Annotated in this window: 21 protein-coding genes, 1 other RNA gene and 3 pseudogenes; 6 read left to right on the forward strand and 19 right to left on the reverse strand. The window is 46.2% G+C overall.

The window, feature by feature from the left end:
• Positions 1 to 13 precede the first annotated feature (13 nt).
• Positions 14 to 1462, forward strand: a complete 1449-nt coding sequence (locus IEW48_RS07860) for a carbon starvation CstA family protein (protein WP_188623315.1) — start codon at positions 14 to 16, stop codon at positions 1460 to 1462.
• 317 nt (positions 1463 to 1779) lie between these two features.
• Here IEW48_RS07860 and ssrA read toward each other — a convergent pair.
• Positions 1780 to 2135, reverse strand: a transfer-messenger RNA (tmRNA) gene (gene ssrA, locus IEW48_RS07865).
• A 149-nt stretch (positions 2136 to 2284) separates the two neighbouring features.
• Entirely contained in the window at positions 2285 to 2749 is a 465-nt protein-coding gene (smpB, locus tag IEW48_RS07870) for an SsrA-binding protein SmpB (protein WP_188623316.1), read from the reverse strand.
• Between the two features lie 238 nt (positions 2750 to 2987).
• Between smpB and IEW48_RS07875 the strand changes: the two genes are divergently transcribed.
• Positions 2988 to 3347 carry a c-type cytochrome gene (locus IEW48_RS07875; protein ID WP_229703987.1) on the forward strand — a complete coding sequence of 120 codons (360 nt, stop codon included), beginning with the start codon at positions 2988 to 2990 and terminating at the stop codon, positions 3345 to 3347.
• Between the two features lie 87 nt (positions 3348 to 3434).
• Here IEW48_RS07875 and rnr read toward each other — a convergent pair whose 3' ends face one another.
• From rnr to secG, 4 genes are all read right to left on the reverse strand, one after another.
• A complete protein-coding gene (gene rnr / locus IEW48_RS07880) occupies positions 3435 to 5666 on the reverse strand; it encodes a ribonuclease R (protein WP_188623317.1) in 2232 nt (743 codons plus the stop codon).
• A 47-nt stretch (positions 5667 to 5713) separates the two neighbouring features.
• Entirely contained in the window at positions 5714 to 6481 is a 768-nt protein-coding gene (locus IEW48_RS07885; protein WP_229703989.1) for an alpha/beta hydrolase, read from the reverse strand.
• 41 nt (positions 6482 to 6522) lie between these two features.
• Positions 6523 to 7218, reverse strand: a complete 696-nt coding sequence (locus IEW48_RS07890) for an alpha/beta hydrolase (protein ID WP_188623319.1) — start codon at positions 7216 to 7218, stop codon at positions 6523 to 6525.
• Between the two features lie 119 nt (positions 7219 to 7337).
• Positions 7338 to 7571, reverse strand: coding sequence for a preprotein translocase subunit SecG (gene secG / locus IEW48_RS07895; protein ID WP_188623320.1), 234 nt, complete (start codon positions 7569 to 7571; stop codon positions 7338 to 7340).
• 277 nt (positions 7572 to 7848) lie between these two features.
• Between secG and IEW48_RS07900 the strand changes: the two genes are divergently transcribed.
• A complete protein-coding gene (locus IEW48_RS07900; protein ID WP_188623321.1) occupies positions 7849 to 8409 on the forward strand; it encodes an FAD-dependent oxidoreductase in 561 nt (186 codons plus the stop codon).
• A 214-nt stretch (positions 8410 to 8623) separates the two neighbouring features.
• On the forward strand, positions 8624 to 9187 hold the full coding sequence (locus IEW48_RS07905; RefSeq protein ID WP_188623322.1) for a thioredoxin family protein: 564 nt from the start codon (positions 8624 to 8626) through the stop codon (positions 9185 to 9187).
• Here IEW48_RS07905 and IEW48_RS07910 read toward each other — a convergent pair.
• Together IEW48_RS07910 and IEW48_RS07915 are read right to left on the reverse strand one after the other, a co-directional pair.
• Complete coding sequence (locus IEW48_RS07910) at positions 9184 to 10305, reverse strand: NAD(P)/FAD-dependent oxidoreductase (RefSeq protein WP_188623323.1); 1122 nt, start codon at positions 10303 to 10305, stop codon at positions 9184 to 9186. The genes IEW48_RS07905 and IEW48_RS07910 overlap by 4 nt on opposite strands.
• Positions 10306 to 10509: 204 nt before the next feature.
• Positions 10510 to 11334 (reverse strand): hypothetical protein, encoded by an 825-nt coding sequence (locus IEW48_RS07915; RefSeq protein ID WP_188623324.1) that lies wholly within the window; start codon positions 11332 to 11334, stop codon positions 10510 to 10512.
• A 148-nt stretch (positions 11335 to 11482) separates the two neighbouring features.
• Between IEW48_RS07915 and IEW48_RS17420 the strand changes: the two genes are divergently transcribed.
• Positions 11483 to 11611, forward strand: coding sequence for a hypothetical protein (locus IEW48_RS17420; RefSeq protein ID WP_268236555.1), 129 nt, complete (start codon positions 11483 to 11485; stop codon positions 11609 to 11611).
• Positions 11612 to 11886: 275 nt separating this feature from the next.
• Here the strand turns inward: IEW48_RS17420 and IEW48_RS07920 are convergent.
• The 10 genes and pseudogenes from IEW48_RS07920 to IEW48_RS07965 form a co-directional block, all read right to left on the reverse strand.
• Positions 11887 to 11964 (reverse strand): annotated as a pseudogene (locus tag IEW48_RS07920) (peptidase E); the annotation flags it as partial.
• 28 nt (positions 11965 to 11992) lie between these two features.
• Positions 11993 to 12481, reverse strand: a complete 489-nt coding sequence (locus IEW48_RS07925; protein ID WP_188623325.1) for an NUDIX hydrolase — start codon at positions 12479 to 12481, stop codon at positions 11993 to 11995.
• A gap of 17 nt (positions 12482 to 12498) precedes the next feature.
• Positions 12499 to 13122 carry a flavin reductase family protein gene (locus tag IEW48_RS07930; protein WP_188623326.1) on the reverse strand — a complete coding sequence of 208 codons (624 nt, stop codon included), beginning with the start codon at positions 13120 to 13122 and terminating at the stop codon, positions 12499 to 12501.
• Between the two features lie 142 nt (positions 13123 to 13264).
• Positions 13265 to 14374 (reverse strand): RNA-guided endonuclease InsQ/TnpB family protein, encoded by a 1110-nt coding sequence (locus tag IEW48_RS07935; protein WP_188623327.1) that lies wholly within the window; start codon positions 14372 to 14374, stop codon positions 13265 to 13267.
• Positions 14375 to 14512: 138 nt separating this feature from the next.
• The gene (locus IEW48_RS07940; RefSeq protein ID WP_188623328.1) at positions 14513 to 15007 is read right to left on the reverse strand and encodes a DUF456 domain-containing protein; all 495 of its coding nucleotides are present in this window, start codon (positions 15005 to 15007) and stop codon (positions 14513 to 14515) included.
• Positions 15008 to 15089: 82 nt separating this feature from the next.
• Entirely contained in the window at positions 15090 to 15416 is a 327-nt protein-coding gene (locus IEW48_RS07945; RefSeq protein ID WP_188623329.1) for a hypothetical protein, read from the reverse strand.
• A gap of 263 nt (positions 15417 to 15679) precedes the next feature.
• Entirely contained in the window at positions 15680 to 16318 is a 639-nt protein-coding gene (locus tag IEW48_RS07950; protein WP_188623330.1) for a hypothetical protein, read from the reverse strand.
• Positions 16319 to 16608: 290 nt separating this feature from the next.
• Entirely contained in the window at positions 16609 to 17529 is a 921-nt protein-coding gene (locus tag IEW48_RS07955; RefSeq protein ID WP_188623331.1) for an RNA-guided endonuclease InsQ/TnpB family protein, read from the reverse strand.
• 233 nt (positions 17530 to 17762) lie between these two features.
• Positions 17763 to 18662, reverse strand: coding sequence for a formyltetrahydrofolate deformylase (purU, locus tag IEW48_RS07960; protein WP_007506655.1), 900 nt, complete (start codon positions 18660 to 18662; stop codon positions 17763 to 17765).
• Between the two features lie 101 nt (positions 18663 to 18763).
• A complete protein-coding gene (locus IEW48_RS07965) occupies positions 18764 to 19783 on the reverse strand; it encodes a DUF2332 domain-containing protein (protein WP_188623332.1) in 1020 nt (339 codons plus the stop codon).
• Positions 19784 to 19870: 87 nt separating this feature from the next.
• Here IEW48_RS07965 and IEW48_RS07970 point away from each other — a divergent pair.
• Positions 19871 to 20011, forward strand: a pseudogene (locus tag IEW48_RS07970) (ATP-binding protein); the annotation flags it as partial.
• A 166-nt stretch (positions 20012 to 20177) separates the two neighbouring features.
• Here the strand turns inward: IEW48_RS07970 and IEW48_RS17515 are convergent.
• Positions 20178 to 20384, reverse strand: a pseudogene (locus IEW48_RS17515) (hypothetical protein); the annotation flags it as partial.

A 20384-nucleotide genomic window follows, 5' to 3' on the forward strand; every position in this document is an offset into this window, starting at 1 on the left:
AGGAGAGAACAGCATGATCACGTTTTTGGTTTCCATTGTTTTATTGATTCTGGGATATATCGTGTACGGTCGTTTTGTTGAAAAAGTATTTGGCGTGCAAGAAAACCGGAAAACACCGGCTTATACATTATATGACGGTGTCGATTATGTCCCGATGGGGGAAAAGCGGAATGCCCTTATCCAGTTGTTAAATATTGCTGGCGTTGGCCCGATTTTTGGTCCGATTCTCGGTGCACTGTACGGTCCGGTGGCGTTTCTGTGGATTGTTATTGGCTGCATCTTTGCCGGGGCGGTGCATGATTATTTAACAGGCATGATTTCGATCCGCAACCGCGGAGCCCATTTGCCTGAGCTTGCTGGCAAATTTCTTGGAAAAGCGATGAAGCATGTGATCAATGCTTTTACGGTACTTCTTCTGCTCTTGGTTGGCACCGTGTTTGTAACGGCTCCCGCCGATTTAATTCATAGTTTAACTTCGAACTGGCTGAGTTTAAGCGTCATTATCGGAGCGATTTTTCTATACTATATTATCGCGACCATGCTTCCCATTGATAAAATCATTGGGCGGGTTTATCCAATTTTGGGTGCTTTACTAATAATTAGCGCGGTGGGCATTGGCGTTAGTTTGATTGTGACAGGGGCGCCCATTCCAGAATTGTCACTGACCAATATGCATCCGGAAGAGCTGCCCATCTTTCCACTGTTATTCTTAACCATTACTTGTGGAGCATTATCTGGATTTCATGCGACCCAGTCACCGATTATTTCCCGGACGCTGAAACATGAAAAGCAAGGGCGTCAAGTATTTTACGGCATGATGATAGCTGAGGGTATCATTGCCATGATCTGGGCAGCAGCCGCCATGAGCTTGTTCCACGGTACTGAGCTTCATGAAATCATTCAAAACGGGGGGCCGGCTGCTGTGGTTAGTGAAGTGGCTATGCGTACGCTCGGAGCCATCGGTGGTACACTAGCTGTCATCGGTGTCATTGTGCTTCCGATTACATCTGGGGACACGGCATTCCGCAGCTGCAGGATGATTATCGCTGATTACATTCGAGTTGCCCAGAAGAAAGTAACCCACCGTCTGTGGATTGCATTACCGCTTTTTGTCATCTCTTTTGTATTAACCCAGATCGATTTCTCTTTGCTCTGGCGTTACTTCTCCTGGGCCAATCAGTCGACGGCCGTGCTGGCGCTTTGGGTGGGAACGATGTACCTGTATTTGGCCCGCAAAAATTATTTTATTGCCTTGGTGCCGGCAGTGTTTATGACAATGGTCACGTTGACCTATATCTTGAATGCCGAGATCGGATTTGGGCTGCCGTTGCAGATGGCGTATGTCGTCGGCGCTATGGGAACGGTGTTTGTAATCTTCCTCTTCTATTTTGCCGCTCGGGCAAAACAGAAACAGCCGTTTTCTGTGGATGACGGCTTAGACCGGTTAGACAGGGCGGTCTAGACTAAAAATAATCTCGGACCAAGATCTGAGTCACAGGCCTTACAGCATTGTAAGGCCTTCTTTGTAGGCCCATCTCTAACATCAGCCGGACGTCAAATACCGCTCTTTATAAAAAAAGCAAGCCAGTAGAGAGAGATTTTTGACATAACATGTCTAAAAATCAGGATGACGTGTTAAGTTAAACAAAAAACGAGCCAATTTCAATCCCCTCAGTTAGAATGATGATGACCACACCAAATTCTACTTGAGAGGAGAGATTTTAATTGGCTCCGTACAAGATTTAGGCAGATTCAATTTTTCAAAATCGAGCTTATGTATGGTGGAGGCGGTGGGAATCGAACCCACGTCCGGAGATATCGCCACATTAGCATCTACGAGCGTAGTCGCCGTATTTCCCTTTCACCTGAAGGAACGCCCGGCGACAGGCACACCCTTCAGGCTAACCTGCTAAGCTTAGGCATGTTCCGCAGGTGGAGGAACATGCTGCAGCCCACTTGCGCTGAGCCCTATCTGCCAACGTGGGCGATTGACAGACAGAGCCGCTCCGGATTAAGCAGCCAGAGCGTAGTTTTCATTATTGTTGCCAGTTATTTTTAGGTGTCGTTTTTACGAGGACGACCCCCCGGCTCGCAGCTAATGCTCGATCTATCCCCGTCGAATCCATTACGCCCCCACGGGACATATAATAATAACATGTTTTCACATAAATTGCAAGAGCCAACCCTGTGAAAAAAGCACCAAACCGTGATCTAGCCCGGTTTTTCTATTATGCTTATAATCGCGCTGGTGATAGATCTTTCCTTTTGGCCATAGGACGAACGGCTAGAGTTTCTGCCTTTCACGGAAAGCCCGTTCAATTTCACGCTGGGCATCCCGTTTTTTCATGGCTTCCCGCTTGTCATATAACTTTTTGCCTTTCGCCACAGCCAGATCAATTTTGGCCAGGCCCCGTTTTAGGTAAATTTTGAGCGGAATGAGGGCGTAGCCTTTTTCTTTGGTCAATCCAATCAGCTTGTTAATTTCCCGTTTATGAAGAAGCAGCTTGCGTGTGCGCAACGGATCATGGTTAAAACGGTTGCCTTGTTCATACGGGCTGACATGCATATTCATTAAGAATACTTCCCCGTTTTTAATGCGGGCAAAACTGTCTTTCAAATTGACTTTGCCGGCCCGGATTGACTTAATCTCCGTCCCTGTTAACACAATCCCCGCTTCATAAGTGTCTTCAATATAGTAATCGTGACGTGCTTTTTTGTTTTGGGCCACAACTTTGATTTCATCATCCATCTTTGACCACCTCTCTACAAGAGGAACTGCTGTAACCAGACTCTATTATATCAAGAAATCACAGTCCTTTCCAAGCCATATGGGTGTCAAGTGTTCAGGCCTGCTTCAAAAAACAACAATTTTGTGACAGCAGCAAAGATGTGAGATAAATCACTCCCCTTTTCTGGATTATTCTGCTAAGATGAAATATGTAATGATCCGCACTCTGAACACGGTTATAACCAAGGAGGTAATATGAATGTACAAAAAAATGGGGTTATTGATGTTAATGTTTGGCTTACTGTTCGCTTTGGCTGCCTGTGGAGGCGGAGGAGATTCTGAAGCGCCTGCCGACGATGCCGCCGAAACAGACAATGCTGACAGCCCAGAAGCAGGAGAAGTGTCTCTGGTTGCGGCAGGTGAAGAAGCGTATCAAAAGTCCTGCATCAGCTGCCATGGCGGCAACCTGGAAGGTGGCGCTGGACCGGCATTGACCGACCTCACCTTAAGTAAAGAAGAAATTATAGAAGTGATCAAAAACGGCCAGGGAACAATGCCAGGCGGCCTGGCTCCGGGCAACGAGGAAGCCATTGCTGAGTACTTGTTAAGTCAGCAATAAGCAGTGGCAAACCGCCGGTAGTGAAGAACTTTTCACACCGGCGGTTTTTTTCTCTGTGATATTGCCCACGAGTGTATTTCCGGCGGTTTATCTCCGTTTGTTGCGCTTCTTTTTAGCCTTGGCCTTGTTATTCGTCAGCGCACGCAGCCGTTCGGCTTGGCGGTCATGGCTTTTCTTCGTGCGCTCCCGCCTTCCTTTTACTTCCACCAGCTCAAAATCCACCGACCGTTCATCCAGATTAACCCCGATGACCCGCACTTTGACGCTGTCACCGATGCGGAAAATCCGCCCTGTACGCTCCCCGATCATGGCATAGTGTTTATCATGGAAGTGATAATAATCGTCAGTTAAGTAGCTGACATGGATCAGTCCTTCCACAGTATTGGGCAATTCAACAAACAGGCCGAACGGAGCAACACCGCTGATCACTCCTTCAAATTCCTCGCCAATCTTATCCTGCATAAACTCCGCTTTTTTCAAATCGTCTGTTTCCCGCTCAGCATCAACGGCCAAACGCTCCCGCTGAGAAGATTGTTCGGCAATCAGGGGTAATTTCTCTGCCCAATGAGCCTGAGTTTTTTCGCTCATATTTTGTTCAAACAGATAGGTGCGCATCAGCCGGTGCACGATCAAATCAGGGTAACGGCGGATGGGCGAGGTAAAATGGGTGTAAAATGGCGTGGCCAAGCCAAAATGACCTACGCTTTCCGGAGAATAGCGTGCCTGCTGCATGGAGCGTAACATGACCGTGCTGATCACGGTTTCTTCCGGTGTATCTTTAATCTGCTCCAACAGCTGTTGCAATGAACGGGGATGCACCCGGTTGGCCGAGCCGCGGACCACGTAACCGAAGTTGGTGATAAACTCCAAGAACGCTTGCAGTTTTTCCGGCTTGGGATCCTCATGGATACGATAAATAAACGGCACATTGAGCCAGTGAAAATGTTCAGCCACCGTTTCATTGGCTGCCAGCATAAACTCCTCAATGATCTTCTCGGCAATGGAGCGCTCTTGCAGCACCACATCAACTGGTTTCCCTTCCTCGTCCACCACCACTTTCGCCTCTTTGAAATCAAAATCGATGGCGCCGCGCCGCATACGCTTGTCCCGTAAAATCAAGGCCAGCTCTTTCATCAGATCAAAGAACGGAACCAACGGCTCATAGCGTTTTAACACCTCTTCATCTTCCCGCTCCACGATCTTGCGCACATTGGTATAGGTCATACGCTCAGTCGTGCGGATCACACTGGGGAAAAATTCATGGTGGATCACTTCCCCGTCCGGTGTAATTTCCATTTGGCAAGTCAAGGTGAGCCGGTCCACTTTAGGATTTAAACTGCAAATACCGTTGGACAAGCGGTGGGGCAACATGGGAATCACCCGGTCAACCAGATAGACGCTGTTGCCCCTTCTGAATGCTTCTTCATCCAGCGCCGATCCTTCCTTGACATAGTAGCTGACGTCGGCAATATGTACGCCCAACAAGTAGTTGCCCTCTTTGTTTTTTTTCAAACTGATGGCATCATCCAGATCTTTGGCATCCTCCCCGTCAATGGTAACAATCGTTTCATGACGAAGATCCCGCCGCCGTTCGATTTCAGCCGGATCAATTTCGTCGGGAATCGCTTCCGCCTCTTTCATCACCTCTTCTGGAAATTCTTCTGGCAGCTGGTATTTGCGGATGATGGATAAAATATCAACGCCGGGGTCATTTTTGTGCCCCAGTATTTCAGTCACTTCCCCTTCAGGACTGCGCCGCCCTTCCGGGTATTTCGTGATTTTAACCACCACTTTGTGCCCTTCAACTGCCCCTTTTGTCTTTGCTTTGGGAACAAAAATATCCTGAGCGATATTTTTATCATCAGGAACCACAAAGCCGTAATACTCCTGATCCTGGAAAGTCCCAACCACCTCGGTCAAGCCCCGCTCCAATATGCGGACGACTTCCCCTTCCAGGCCAGGACCCGTGCTTGTCCGGTTCAAGCGAACCAGGACAATGTCCCGGTTCATGGCGCCATTCAAATCTTTCTCAGCAATATAGACATCGGGATCCTCGGGATGCTCGGGAATCAGAAAGGCAAATCCCCGTCCATGCCCTTGGATGCGTCCCTTGATCAGATTCATGCGTTCCGGCACACCGTAACGGTTAGTCCGGGTACGGACAATCCTTCCCTCTTCCTCTAAGAGATTTAAAAGTTTCATTAAGTTTTTAAACTCATCAGCAGACCCGATCTCCAGCATGTCTTGCAGCTCTTGCACGCTAAGCGGCTTGGTGGCTTGTTCTTCAAAAAACTCAAGCAATGCCATTTTGTCGATCATCGCTGTCACTCCTTTCCCGTTAAGTATTCATATGTTGAGTAAAATATTCAAGTGTTGGGGTGCGATCTCGTGGTACTTTCGATGCGCCGGATAAACTGTGTGACTGTCTCATGCAACCTGTCCTGCTCACGATCAAGGGTAATGATGTGACCGGACTGTTCGAACAGCACCAGCTCTTTATCCGCACTGCCGATTTGTTCATAAAGCATCTGTCCGCTCGCAGGATGGACCGTTTCATCTTGTACGGCCTGAATAATCAGGGCAGGTTGCTTAAGGCGGGGGAGCACATACCGGACATTGTGCATCAATTCCTCTAAACTAACCACACAAGATAAAGGAGTCCGCTCATAGACATAGAGATGAGGCTCGATATGATCCGCCTTCCGTCCTCTCCGCTTAGCATAAGGGAACATATATTGCAGGTATCTGGCCAGACTGAGACGAGGATCTCTCACTTTTAGGGGGGCACACAAGGTCACAATCCCCGCCACCGGTTCATGCTGGGCTATTTTTAAAGCCAGCAGCCCACCCATGGACAAGCCAACCACCACAACAAGCTCACACCCCTCCTCCCGCAACAGCCGGTAGCCATCTCTGGCGCTGACAAACCAGTCCACCCATGTGGTACAGCCCATCTCTTCCGGTGTGACTCCATGTCCCTTTAACAAGGGGGCATGCACCGTCCAGCCCGCCGCATGCAAATGCCGCCCAAGGGGCTTTAACTCCAGTGTGGTACCAGTAAAACCATGGATTAAAAGCACACCCGTTGTGCTGCCATCTGCTTTGAACAAAAACGGCGCTGGTTGTGCTTGCATTTGCCTCACCGCTGCCTCCCTATGTCAACCTCAATTTCTTGTCAAGCAGTAGGTATATCAAAAAATTGGCTCACTTTACGGATCACCTGTTCTTGTTCACAATCATGGCAAATGACATGCTTGGATTTTTCCAGCCAAACAATTTCCTTGCTGGGCGATTTCACCTGTTGGTATACATAGTCTGCGCTTCTCGGGTCGGCCAGATCATCTTTTTTGCCATGGATAATCAATACAGGCACATCAACTTTATTGATTTCCGGTGTTAACGTCCGAACCATTTTGCGAAACTGAAGCACCGCCCTGAGCGGTGTCTGCGTGATTTTGGTTTTATATCTTTCCAAGGTAGATATCATTGCCCCGTTGTCTTCCCAGCCTTCCCGCAAAAGATCAGCCACATCCCTGATGATTTGCTGTGGATTGGGAGCATACACAGCCGGGCTTAACAAAACCAATTTTCTTACCGGAAAGCGGTTGGCCAAATATGCTGCGATCAAACTGCCCATGGAAAAACCGACGAGATGCAGCCGCGTACATTGCCGGACAATCCTGCCACATTCCCGCTCGGCAAAGGTGACCCAATCCTGCCAGTTTATATCTTTCAGGCTTTCCCTTGCACCGTGTCCTGGGAGGGTGGGTGTGTGAATCAGCCAATCGGTATGACGCTTCAAGTGTTCAGCAAGCGGCATCACTTCATGGGGGCTGCCGGTAAAACCATGGATCAGCATGCAGCCTTTCACTTGATGTCACTCCCTCGCAAGCAAGTATCCCATGATTTTATCATACCCGTTTTTTTCCTGTTTAAAAATAAAAACAGCAGGAACCCTCCTGCTGCTACCTTATGCTGCTCTGTCTCGTCTTATTGTACAATGTAGGCTACGGCCAGGGTCAGTAAAATGAAAATGGTACCAAACACCACAGTCAATTTGCCCAGCAAGGCATCGATGCCGCGGGCTTTCGTTTTGCCCAGCAGTTGCTCTGAAGCACCGCTGATTGCACCTGACAGTCCGGCGCTCCGTCCAGATTGCAATAAAACGACAGCAATAAGGGCGAGGGATATCAGAATGAGCAATACTTTCAACAAGCCAGTCATCTGTTCCACCTCCACTAGATCACTATTGTACTATAGCACAGATTGGACAGGGTTTCAAATCATTATGATTTGGTTTGCAAAACAACTTTTTGTGCTGCTTGGACCGCTGTTTGACAAAGCAGTTGATAAACATTTCAAGTGTAAATCTGACTTGTGCAGCCATGTCTTCACCTTCCATCGCCGTTATACAAAAAAATATGACATATATCTGGGCAACAAGTTTTACAAACTTTATGCAAAAGATATAAAATATACTTATGAAAGGAGGCGTTATACGATGTACGATATTGCCATTATCGGTGCAGGTCCTGCAGGCGCCAGCGCGGCTCTGTTTACATCAAAAGCGGGAAAGAAAACCATTCTGTTTGACCATGACAAAAGCATCACCAAACGGGCTCGGATCGAAAACCACTACGGAATTATGGAAATCGCAGGGCCTGACTTGGTAGACATTGGCAAAAAACAGGCTGAAAAATTTGGCACCCAACTGGTGAATGAAGAGGTCACCGATATAAACAAACAAGGAGATACCTTTGTCATTCACACGGCTAACGACACATATGAGGCCAAATACATCATCCTAGCCACCGGCCTCTCTACTGACCTGGCCGAGAAGCTTGGTCTGAAAACAAAACCTGGAACCGAGCCGAGAATTAAAACCATTGTTGAAACCGACCCGCAAGGAAAAACAAATGTTGAGAAAGTATGGGCCGCGGGCACAGTCGCCGGTGTCAGCGTACATACCATTATTACTGCCGGTGACGGCGCCAAAGTCGCCATTAATCTCCTCAGCGAAATCAATGGCGAACGGTATGTTGACCATGATGTTTTAAAATAATTCCGCCTATATACGGAGAGGATCCTCTTAACTGAAAGGAGGATCCTTTTACTTTTACCCCGGACCCGTCTTTTTCCAAATTGCTAAAATTATCATACCACATCTGCCTATTGTCAACACGTTTTGAAAAGTCTTGCTCACGCCAAGCACTTTTATTGCTGGACAAGATCAGCCAGTGCTATCATAGAGACAAATGTTTAAGGAGGCAGGCATGATGAGTAAAAATATTGCTCACAAACTTGGACAGGGGATGACACCCCAAGATTTTATTGAGGGAATGACCGTTAATCGCGATAAACTGACTAGCTGGTATGACCGGTTTGTCTGGGCTGAAGACAAAAGGTCTGCCTTTCAACAGTTAAGGAACCGCCGGGATCTGCGCTGTGCCATCATTGCCTCTGACTGGTGCGGAGATGTGGTGCGCAATCTGCCTGTTGTCCTCAAGGTGGTGGAAGAGGCGGAGATTCCCACGGAAATTTTTATCATGGAACAACATCTGGACCTGATCGATCAATTTTTAACCATGGGCGGCCGGGCCATCCCTAAAGTGCTATTTACCGATCAGGACGGCAATGTGCTGGCTGAATGGGGACCGCGACCCGCTTATGTGCAAGAACCTATGGTGCGTTTCAAACAGGAAAATCCGGATCCTAAGGCCCCGGATTACGACGAGAAAAAGACAGCGGCCTACGAAGAAATATTAAAACGTTATGGGAAAGGGACGGATTATCAAAAGCTGATTGTGGATGAACTGTACAGTCTGCTGTCAGCGATTTAATGGTTTTCTAAGGCACTACAAACATCGTAGTCCGTGATGTCAATCTCCATTTCCCTTCCCAAAGCAAGCTTGGCAAGTTCAGCACCCAGATATGGCCCAACCGTTAATCCTGAAGAGCCTAGTCCATTGGCAATTAGCACCCCTTTATAACCCGGTAAAGGGCCTACAACAGGGAGAAATCCTGGAGTTAGTGGCCGAAAGCCCACTCTTGTTTCAAGCACGGTACCGTTAGCTAAACCAGGGGCAATCTCCAGTGCTTTGTTAAGAATTTCATGCAGGCCACCGGCTGTCACTCTGGCATCAAAGCCAACATTGTCTTCGTGTGTTGCGCCTATGACGACCCGGCCGCCTTCAAAGGAGAGAATATACTTGTTAGCAGGGGGCATGACTACCGGCCATTTACTCGTATCTGTATCTGGGAGTTCTAGGTGAACGATTTGGGCTCTTTGTGGAGCCACCTGCAATCGAACGCCTAGTGGTTGCAATAGCGCTTTTGCCCAAGCGCCCGTTGTGACAATCACTTGATCAGCATATAATTTCTCTCCGTTTACCTTGATGCCAATCACATGGTTATCTTCGGCAACCAGCGTCGCATCACCATAAAGAAAAGAAGCCCCGTAGCGCTTAGCAACATAAACAAGCGCTTCGCGTAAAGCTCTGCCGTTCACACGGGCTCCCCCACTGATATGTACGGCGCTATACTGCTCTTTCAACGGTGGAAATAAATCTTTCGTCTCCTTAGGGGACAAGCGCGTAATTTCTCCTATTTCCGGAGCGTCCTGGCGCCGTTTATACGCCCTTTCCTCTATTTTATCCAGCTTTTCTTCATCCGTGTGCAAGCAAATGGTCCCGACCCGTGCATACCCTGTATCTGTTATCCCCTCTTCCTCCAATTCTTTAATTAAAGCAGGATAATGCCTCGCTCCGTTTTTAGCCAGCCGATACCATGCTTTATTCCGACGTTGCGTCACCCACGGACAAAGAATGCCTGCAGCTGCATCCGTAGCCTGTCCTGGATCTTGACGGTCAACTAACGTCACCTTTGCTCCAGCTTTAGCCAGATGATAAGCGGTAGATGCCCCGAGAATCCCGCCGCCAACGACAATACAGGTTTGCATCAATAACACCTTTCTATGTTTTTGCTGTTCATGTCTAAATTTTACATCACTGTTTGACGGGACTCAATGCAAACGTTTGACAAACCAAACATCGCCGATGTTCGCCATCATCATTCCGATGTTCAAAGAAACCGGCGATGGCCAACTTGTAAAAAATCTTTTAAAATGTTGGTGTTTCTTTTGTTATCCAGTTCGCTTTTTCCATTAATGCTTAAAATGGTCATAATCTCCATTTGTCATGATCTCATCGATGAGCTCTTCGGTAATACTGGACAGGCGGTACATGGCCAGCGGCAAACGCTCAAAATATTCTCTTTCTCCCAACCGGTACCGGATGAGAGGCGAAATGGCATAGAATGGATAGCCCTGTTCAACCGGTGCAAAGGTAAATTCTATCGTAAACGATTCCCCTGAAGAGAGATGAACAGGTTCGTTAAATGCATGCTGATTGAGGCGAATGTCACTCAAAGTAATAGTTCTATTCTCTAACTCGATGCTTTCAATAACAATTTCCTCCGTTGACTGGTTTTGTAGTTTAGCTGAAAATTCAAGTTCAGGGTAGATGACGGTATAGGACTCAACAGGTTGAAAAATACGATCGGCTTTCCTGTCTGTGACGTGAAAGAGAAGATGCCCAATATCAAAAGCATGAGTGGACTCATCATCAAAAACAATTTCAATTGTCTTCGCTTCATAGCTTCCTGCTTTCTCGGCAGAGATATCGAGAATCAGATTTACCAACCGATAATGATCCTTAATGCGATCTCCGCGCTCTATGAAAAAATCATCCACATTCAGTCCCGAGTTTGGCAGTGACACCTCTTTGACTTTACGGATAGAGGAAGATTCATGCCATTTTTTCTTTTCGAGCATAATGACATTGAGAGAAAAAGATTCATTCAATTGGAACTCGTACACTGCATCCCAGCTGGCAGCATACAATACCGGTTGATTTTCACTGGATAACAGAAAAAATCCAACGGGCAATAACAATAGAACAGAAATTCCAACAATCATGACTCGTTTCATCGTTAACGACTCCTCGTATAGTATGTTTAGAAAGATTTTTTAATCGAATTTCCAGTTGGAGATGCTCCTTGAACCCCAGAGATACAGAATTTATGACAAAACGCTGGTTAATATCGATTCTGGAGTACAAGTGGGAAAGGAGAAAAATTTGACCTTTATTGATAGGGTGGTTGTGGCACTTGAACTCCAACGATATTTTTTTGCTTTTGCCCAAGCTCCGGTTAAGTATTTCTCAAAACGATTTACTGTGGTTGGTCCGGATATTTTTGAAGCATGATAGGTATTTCCGCAAGTGACACATCCGACTTGAATCTCAACGTCGTCAGTCTGGATTTGTTCGTAATCATGTTCTACTTCATGAACTTCTACCCAACACCCCTTATTTGGATCCTTTCCCACATGATCTCCTTCTTAAATAAATATACAATATTGGAATGTTTTATTCAATTTAATTTTTAGAAAATTATTATTGAACTGATTTCTCTGCCTGGGATGGAAAACTGGGATCATTCAAGCGAAAGGACGGATAGAACGCTGGATTAGAACATTGATCTGTTGTGCTGGTTTTAAGATGTACAGGTCGAGAAGAGGAGGGTTGTCTGGCTCCATGGAGCACCCTCCTCCCCCCATGGCAATGATCTGCTTTTTTGTCGGCTGACTACCCCTTGATTAAGTTTGGAGCCCATTGTTTCCTTACATAATCGACCAGCTGGTTGCCCCGATAAACACAATGATGTTCATACATGTGCTGCTCCTCAAATAACGCGGGTAAAAATTTAGGAATGTTGCTGACTATGCCCAAATTTTCAGGATCCATAACCCAATCGATATGCTTCCAATCTAAAATCCCCTCGTCATTTTTCTTTGGGGTTATGTATGGGATGTCAATGTCCAGTTCAGCGGTGTAAACATACATACCTCCGTAACGGGCATGATCTACGTTCCATCTCACACAACCTCTTAAAACCGGCTCTATGTTTAACCCCGCTTCTTCAGCTATCTCTCTTTTCATGCTTGTATCAGGAGACTCACCGGGGTCTATCTTCCCGCCAATCCCGTTCCACATGCCTTGCCAAGGCGCTTTTTCCCTGTTAAGCATGAGAATGTGGTTATCCCGTCTGATGAAGCAGAGCGTGTACTCAAACACCTTCGCCATCCTCCCGTTCATGATCTTTTGTGCTTATGGTGCTGCTGATACTCCTCATAGCTGACTCTTGGGAGTTCAAAATAGTCTGTTGTCCGGGTGTAATAAGCTCCTCCCATGCGGCCTACCGCTTTCAGTAAAGCGGGGTCAACTTTCCCGTTACGTGTGACTTGGGGGTCAATATGAAAAGCCAGCACTTCCCCGATAATAAAATAAGCGGGACGCGGACCGTACTCATGAATATCGACCAAACGGCATTCCATATGCATTGGAGATTCCTTCACTCTGGGGACACGGACAAAACGGGAAGATTCTGCTGTCAAACCGACCTCCTCCAGCTCACTCACCTCAGGCGGAAACTCCACAGCGGTCAAATTCATCCGCTCAGTCAATTCTTCCGTGACCACATTAACGACAAACTCTTTGGTCGCTAGAATGTTGCGGGGAGTATCTTTAGGGCCGCCAGCTGAAAAACCGATCATGGGCGGATAAGTGCAAACCACCGTGAAATAGCTGTGTGGAGCCAAATTAACCACTCCTTCTGCACTCAGACTGCTGACCCAGGCAATGGGCCGGGGCGTGACCAGGCTGTTTAACAATTGATAACATTCCTTGCCGCTTAATTCCTTCACTTCATAAAACATAGAGATCTCCTCCTATTTTGTACTGTGACATACTCCCACCACCTACGCTAACGCTTAGAGGTGGGGGCTTCTCGGGTAATCCCGTCTCATGATGGGAAGTTGACCGAGCGATCCCCGTGTGCCCCACGGTTCCAGCAAGAATTTAGGCAGTCCCTAACTGTTTCAGACCTTCCTTTTTGATATTGATGGCGGCGTTGGTGTCTCTGTCTGCCACAAAACCGCATGCACAACGAAATAGACGTTCGGAAAGCGATAGAGACACCTTCACTCGACCACAACATGAACACGTTTTGGATGAGGGGAACCATTTGTCAATTTTGATCAGCTGCTTTCCCTGTTCTTCTAACTTGTACTGAAGGAAAGTAGTGAACATGCCCCAGCCGTTGTCGTGGACGCTTTGACCGAAATGGAGGGCTTGAGCCATCCCTTTCATGTTGAGGTCTTCAATCACCACGGCATCATACCGGTTGGCCAATTGTCGTGAAGCCTGATGCAGAAAATCCTGACGTTGGTTGGCAATCTTTTCGTGCAACTGGGCTACTTTCAGCCGCTGTTTGTGCCAACGGTTGGAACCTTTCCTGCGGCGTGACAGCACCCGTTGGGCTCGGGCCAGTTTTTCCAAGGCTTGCCGATAGAATCGAGGATAATTGGCTCTCTTACCCTCGCTATCGACATACAGCGTATTCATGGAAAAATCGAGCCCAACAACGTTTTCTATTTCTTTTGGCACCGGTTGGTGCTCGTATTCGGTCAGGATGGAGATAAAATATTTTCCTGTTTTAGTTTTCGTGATCGTGCACGACTTGATGGTGTGGTCAGCAGGAATTTCTCGATGTTGCTTGAATTTGACCCATTTCAGTTTGGGTAGCTTGATAGAGCCATCGGCAAGCTTCATGTTGCCATTGACCATGTTTGTGGTATACGACTGTTTCGCCTTGCGGCTTTTGAACTTGGGAAATCCCGCTCGGCCAGAGAAGAAGTTGGTGAATGCTTTTTGCAAGTTTAATTGAGCGTTGGCTAAGGCAAGGCTATCGACTTCTTTAAGCCACGGAAAATCTTTTTTGTACTTGGCCGGAGTGGGAAATTTGTGCTGTTTCAAAGCTTCTTTGTCGTCTTTGAACGTGTCATAGATGTGTTGACGTTCCTCAAGCATTTTGTTGTAGACGAAACGGACGCAATCGAACGTTTTGGCGAGCAGTTGTTCCTGTTCTTGTGTTGGATACAGACGGAATTTGTAGGCTTTGTTGGCCATATCCGCATCACCTGCCCACAATACGAACGTTTGTTTGATTTTATTTTACCACAATCATCATATTGAGGCTACATCAAACCGACATTCATCTCCCACTTTCGCTTCGCTTAGAAGTGGGAGACTTCTTTCGGAGGTAAGTTAAACCAAGACCAGCCATAAAAACCAGCCGATCATGATCAATTGGACCACCAATTTGAACAAGGTGCTGCTCACAAAACCAAGCAGCGTCCCGACGGCCACCCGCACTGCCTGACCGGGATCTTGCTGCCGTGTCAGCTCAACCAATGTGACAGCCAGGAAAGGAGCCACGATCAAGCCTACAGGGCCCATCAGAAAAGGTCCCACAATGAGCCCGCCAACAGCAGCCCATTGGGAAACCCTTGATCCGCCGTATTTCCGGACAAAGTAGAGATTGGACACATAGTCGGCCGCAAAGACAAGCAGTGTGAAAACAGCCATCACGACCCAAAAGGAGGTTGGCAAAGCTGGTGCTACCGCAAATTGATAAATGGCAAATCCGGCCCAAACCAGCAAAATGGAAGGAATCACCGGATACATAAGGCCTGCTATACTGAGTACAAATAAACTGATGATCACCAGCCACCAGACAATATCCCAAGCAGCACTTTCCATATTCAGCCCCCCATGATGGATAACTTGCTCTTATTGTAACAGTTTTGGCCGTTATTCATGTAGACCTTTGTTGACATTGAACTCAAACGATATTCTTATGCTCATCAAAAAATTGCACTAACTTTTTAATATCGGTTGTGATCAGGACAATGTCCTTTTGGTCTAAAAGCATGTAAGCTGGTACTCTAATTTCTGTAAATTCTGATAATATGACTATTGTTATAATTTTATCAGTATCAATGGCTGCATAAAAATTCTCATAAAATTGACTCTCCTCTGCTTGAAAAAACATGTCCTCTGTAAACACAACAACACTGTACATTCCCTCAACACGTGATCGCATTTCAAGTATTAACTCAGTTTTGTTTATATCCGCTGGTGTGATTTCATCTGAATGACAGCTGGCCAAAGTCATTAGCAACCCAATGACGAGCATAACTCAGGAAGTGACAACCCGCATGAGAGGCGTTTATCGACTGGATACTGTCTGAGCAGGGGCAATATCTCGTTGAAAAAACCGGCTATGTTCCCGCGCGTGGTCGTTAACTCGCAGGCAAAGAGAACAGGGCGCAAAAGCCCCCGCCGCCAATTATACTTTGCACTGTTGTATCACTTGGAGCAAAGTCTAAAAAATTCATCTAACAGGATGAAAAACTCAGGCTTATCCCAATCCTATCCCATATAAAACAAATACAGACCTATGCTTACGGACAGAATACCAAATATGGCATTGAGATAGATATATCTATGGTATGCTTGGTCTTTTCTTTGCTCTTTCAAGTATAAAACCATCTCAGTCAATAGTTCTTTTGCATAGGGAAACCTCCACCATTTCTTGAAAGTAACGGTATAGTTTCTGAGTCCTTTACGGTCTTGGTCTCCCCAGGTTACCCTCATTTCCAGGTCATATTCCGGGAGCTTTATAAGTTTATATTCCTCTATGCTATACCCGTTTTCGGCGGGGCCTGTAAGTTGATATTCTGCATTTATATCTTGAAGCACCTTTTCCACTGCAGCAATAACAATTTCTTCTGTTATCTTATTGGCTTTGATCCGCTTGCCATGTATGAAAAAATGAAAAAGAAATAAAACCGCAAGTACACACACGAAAAGAAACAAAAGGTGAACTCCTTCTGGAAATACACGCAAACCTTCAACGATAAAAATGATGGAGGCAATAACAAATTGGACCCAGCGACTGAAAAAACTATCCAACATAATGCCCTTATTCTTTTTGTACCGCCACGCTTCGCAGAAACAGAGAATGCCCATGATCATAAACGAGACAAAATGTACAAAAAATTGATTCACCGTCATCCTCCTTTTAGCCAACTTGCAGTTGGGCACGCAATGTCTCGTACCACTCATTCAGCTGTATCCTTGAGATGTGCAGTGCTTCCTGGTCAATGCTTACAGTTCTTATTTTCATTTAGCCGTTGGGATATAAACATGATTACCATTCCAGTTGAGATAAAGATTATACGTGACATACTCCCACCACCTACGCTAACGCTTAGAGGTGGGGGCTTCTCGGGTAATCCCATCTCATGATGGGAAGTTGACCGAGCGATCCCCGTGTGCCCCACGGTTCCAGCAAGAATTTAGGCAATCCCTAACTGTTTCAGGCCTTCCTTTTTGATATTGATGGCGGCGTTGATATCTCTGTCTGCCACAAAACCGCATGCACAACGAAATAGACGTTCGGAAAGCGATAGAGACACCTTCACCCGGCCACAACATGAACACGTTTTGGATGAGGGGAACCATTTGTCGATTTTGATCAGCTTCTTTCCCTGTTCTGCTAACTTGTATTGAAGGAAAGTAGTGAACAGGCCCCAACCGTTGTCGTGGACGCTTTGACCGAAAAGGAGGGGTCGAGCCAGTTTTTCCAAGGCTTGCCGATAGAATCGAGGATAATTGGCTCTCTTACCCTCGCTATCAACATACAGCGTATTCATGGAAAAATCGAGCCCAACAACGTTTTCTATTTCTTTTGGCACCGGTTGGTGCTCGTATTCGGTCAGGATGGAGATAAAATATTTTCCTGTTTTCGTTTTCGTGATCGTGCACGACTTGATGGTGTGGTCAGCAGGAATTTCTCGATGTTGCTTCAATTTGACCCATTTCAATTTGGGTAACTTGATAGAGCCATCGGCAAGCTTCATGTTGCCATTGACTATGTTTGTGGTATACGACTGTTTGGCCTTGCGGCTTTTGAACTTGGGAAATCCCGCCCGGCCAGAGAAGAAGTTGGTGAATGCTTTTTGCAGGTTTAATTGAGCGTTGGCTAAGGCAAGGCTATCGACTTCTTTGAGCCACGGAAAATCCCGTTTGTACTTGGCCGGAGTGGGAAATTTGTGCTGTTTCAAAGCTTCTTTGTCGTCTTTGAACGTGTCATAGATGTGTTGACGTTCCTCAAGCATTTTGTTGTAGACGAAACGGACGCAACCGAACGTTTTGGCGAGCAGTTGTTCTTGTTCTTGTGTTGGATACAAACGGAATTTGTAGGCTTTGTTGGCCATATCCGCATCACCTGCCCACAATACGAACGTTTGTTTGATTTTATTTTACCACACTCATCATATTGAGGCTACATCAAACCGACATTCATCTCCCACTTTCGCTTCGCTTAGAAGTGGGAGACTTCTGTCGGAGGTAAGTTAAAAATAGATATTAAAATCTTTGGACTTATGGATTCCGGTTCCATGCTTGACTAACCCTTGTCGCTTTAACGCTTGTGTCCAGCTTTAACCCATCAGACAAAAACGACCGTTTTGTTATTGTAAGGAATAATGCGGTCTTCAAGGTGCCATTTAACGGCCCGAGCCAGAACAACGCGCTCGATGTGGCGACCGATTCGTTTTAAATCTTGAACATTATGGCGATGATTGACCCGAGAAACATCTTGTTCGATAATCGGCCCCGCGTCCAGTTCATTGGTCACGTAATGAGACGTGGCCCCGATCAGTTTAACCCCGCGTTCGTAAGCACGTTCATATGGCTTGCTTCCGACAAATGCCGGCAGAAACGAGTGATGAATATTAATGATGCGATTGGGGTAATGGGCCACAAACTCAGGTGATAACACTTGCATATATCGGGCAAGCACGATCAAATCAACGTTATCGGCAAGCAGTTCCAATTGTTCCGCTTCGGCAGCCCTTTTTGTCTCTTTGCTGACCGGAATGTGATAAAAGGGAATGCCAAACGATTCTACCAATTCCCGATGATCCTCATGATTACTGATGACAAGTGGCACTTCCGCGACTAAATCTCCGGACTGTAATTGCCAGAGCAGCTCCAGCAGACAATGTTCTTGCTTGGAGACGAAAATGGCCATCCTCTTGATCCGATAAGCAAACGAGATCCGCCAATCCATGGCAAAACGGGCGGCCACAGGCTCAAATGCCCGGCACAGCGCCTTTTCTCTCGTTTCCAAGCCAGGGATTTCAAAGGCGACACGCATGAAAAAACGACCGCCTTCAGGATCTGTGGAATATTGATCAGATTGAATGATATTAGCTCCTTCGTTAAATAAAAATTGGGAAACAGCAGCAACAATGCCTGGTTGGTCAGGACAGGAAATGAGCAGACGGGCCCGGTTGCGGTTGCGTTCATAAAACTCGATCAGTTGTTCGTTTGCTTTAGCGTTCATAGTTACCTCCCACTTCTGTTGAATAATATATATATTAAAATATATATATTAAAGCATACTCCACTCTTGTACAAAAGTGCCTCATCAATCTAAGCCCATATTTACAACTCCCATGTAAACCATCGGCCGTGTCCATCCGTTTCCCCTACCGTGTCAGTGTATTGACCCCCGTTGATATAACAGTCAAGATGCAGTTTCTGATCCCACATGTTGTTATATATATGGAAAACATCCCTGTAACGTCCGATAGATTTTATATGTTCAATGAGTTGTAATTTCATCTCTTTCGGCATTTGATTGGCGACATGGGTATGAAAAATGCAAATGGCGGCATCAGATGTCATCTGCTCCACAATACTAGGCAGTAAAGCCACACCATCGCCTTCGATTAATTTCACCGACTGCTTGTTAAAATATTGGGCTGCCTGCCCGAAGCGTTCCCTGCGGTCATGATGTTCGGGCCAAATAAGTGCCTTCAGCCATAAATAATCTTCCGGGTCAGATAAATCATTAATGTGTAAATCTACGCCCACCCTTGATGTAACGGGCGGACTATTCGGCAGCAAAAATGGAAAGTTACCTCCCTTCACCTCGGACTCCAAACGGACATTTGACTGCTTATCGCCGTAAACCTCATCGGTTCCATATGAGTAAGAATACTTATCCCACAACAGCTGAAGCCCGGCACTTGTACCAATCTCAATGAGTGCCAACGGCTTTTTCACCCTCTCATAAATCAAACAAAAGCACGGATACAGGTACGCACACCGTCTGACTTCATTGGTCTGGACCAATTTAACTTTAAGCAAGGAAATGATCTCTTCCCGGTAAACCTGACAAAAATCCTTGAAATGGACAAACGATGCTTCTTTGGCCCTTGGGCTTGAAACAATGCTTGGAAAATATTCTTTTAAAAGATGGTCCTTCCCTTTCAAAAGAAGATAATGAACCGCTCCAAACAATAAGTTTGGTACGGGTTGTCCTTCGCGGGCATGAGAGCATAGTTCAAGCAGGTCATCATCGTCAGCTATTTTTTTAGACCAATATTCATACAACTCGCTTGATCCTTGACAATCGTTAGCAAATTGCTTAAACCACTGACGTAGTTGAGTTTTTTTCAAAGGTACGGCCTCCCCTTCACTCCATTGGCTTGTTAAAGTTGTGATATTGTTTTATTTTTAGTTTGTTGGTTCATTGTAAAATCAAATGCAACAAAAGAATGGGGCGAATTATTAGGTGATCCGGCAATCACTACTGCAATATTAGATAGAATCCTACATAGAGCAGAGATCATTCATTTAAATGGTGACAGCTATCGTATGAAATATCGTTCAACTATATTTAACTAAAACTGTAAAATCTTAATTATCGGAAAGTGTAAAACCCGAGTTCGACAGTCACTAGATAAACAAATCACTCATAAACCCTTGATACAGCTGGGTTCATGAGCCATTCAGCATGGTTGATGCGTGTATCTATGAATTTGGCTGGATCTCGAGGAACCTTGGAGGAGGGTCAACGCCTACAGCTGCGAAGATTTGGCGCTGTTTGACGGTNGTCAACGCCTACAGCTGCGAAGATTTGGCGCTGTTTGACGGTGATTTCAGTGCACTGATACAGGTCACCATTTTTCGAAGAAAAATGACCTAAAGCTAATCGTTGCAATTCGTCCCGAACCTTTCGCCAGGATTCCCCGGTATCGACTTCCACGATTCGAACCAG

The sequence above is a fragment of the Caldalkalibacillus thermarum genome, assembly GCF_014644735.1.
In the GTDB taxonomy this organism is placed as follows: domain Bacteria; phylum Bacillota; class Bacilli; order Caldalkalibacillales; family Caldalkalibacillaceae; genus Caldalkalibacillus; species Caldalkalibacillus thermarum.

Excerpts from the sequence above, each read along its gene's own strand:
- IEW48_RS07860 (WP_188623315.1), top strand. The coding sequence starts at position 14 with ATGATCACGTTTTTGGTTTCCATTGTTTTATTGATTCTGGGATATATC.
- smpB (WP_188623316.1), bottom strand. The coding sequence starts at position 2,749 with ATGGATGATGAAATCAAAGTTGTGGCCCAAAACAAAAAAGCACGTCAC.
- IEW48_RS07875 (WP_229703987.1), top strand. The coding sequence starts at position 2,988 with ATGTACAAAAAAATGGGGTTATTGATGTTAATGTTTGGCTTACTGTTC.
- rnr (WP_188623317.1), bottom strand. The coding sequence starts at position 5,666 with ATGATCGACAAAATGGCATTGCTTGAGTTTTTTGAAGAACAAGCCACC.
- IEW48_RS07885 (WP_229703989.1), bottom strand. The coding sequence starts at position 6,481 with ATGCAAGCACAACCAGCGCCGTTTTTGTTCAAAGCAGATGGCAGCACA.
- secG (WP_188623320.1), bottom strand. The coding sequence starts at position 7,571 with ATGACTGGCTTGTTGAAAGTATTGCTCATTCTGATATCCCTCGCCCTT.
- IEW48_RS07900 (WP_188623321.1), top strand. The coding sequence starts at position 7,849 with ATGTACGATATTGCCATTATCGGTGCAGGTCCTGCAGGCGCCAGCGCG.
- IEW48_RS07905 (WP_188623322.1), top strand. The coding sequence starts at position 8,624 with ATGAGTAAAAATATTGCTCACAAACTTGGACAGGGGATGACACCCCAA.
- IEW48_RS07910 (WP_188623323.1), bottom strand. The coding sequence starts at position 10,305 with ATGCAAACCTGTATTGTCGTTGGCGGCGGGATTCTCGGGGCATCTACC.
- IEW48_RS07915 (WP_188623324.1), bottom strand. The coding sequence starts at position 11,334 with ATGAAACGAGTCATGATTGTTGGAATTTCTGTTCTATTGTTATTGCCC.
- IEW48_RS07930 (WP_188623326.1), bottom strand. The coding sequence starts at position 13,122 with ATGTTTTATGAAGTGAAGGAATTAAGCGGCAAGGAATGTTATCAATTG.
- IEW48_RS07935 (WP_188623327.1), bottom strand. The coding sequence starts at position 14,374 with ATGGCCAACAAAGCCTACAAATTCCGTCTGTATCCAACACAAGAACAG.
- IEW48_RS07940 (WP_188623328.1), bottom strand. The coding sequence starts at position 15,007 with ATGGAAAGTGCTGCTTGGGATATTGTCTGGTGGCTGGTGATCATCAGT.
- IEW48_RS07955 (WP_188623331.1), bottom strand. The coding sequence starts at position 17,529 with ATGGCCAACAAAGCCTACAAATTCCGTTTGTATCCAACACAAGAACAA.
- purU (WP_007506655.1), bottom strand. The coding sequence starts at position 18,662 with ATGAACGCTAAAGCAAACGAACAACTGATCGAGTTTTATGAACGCAAC.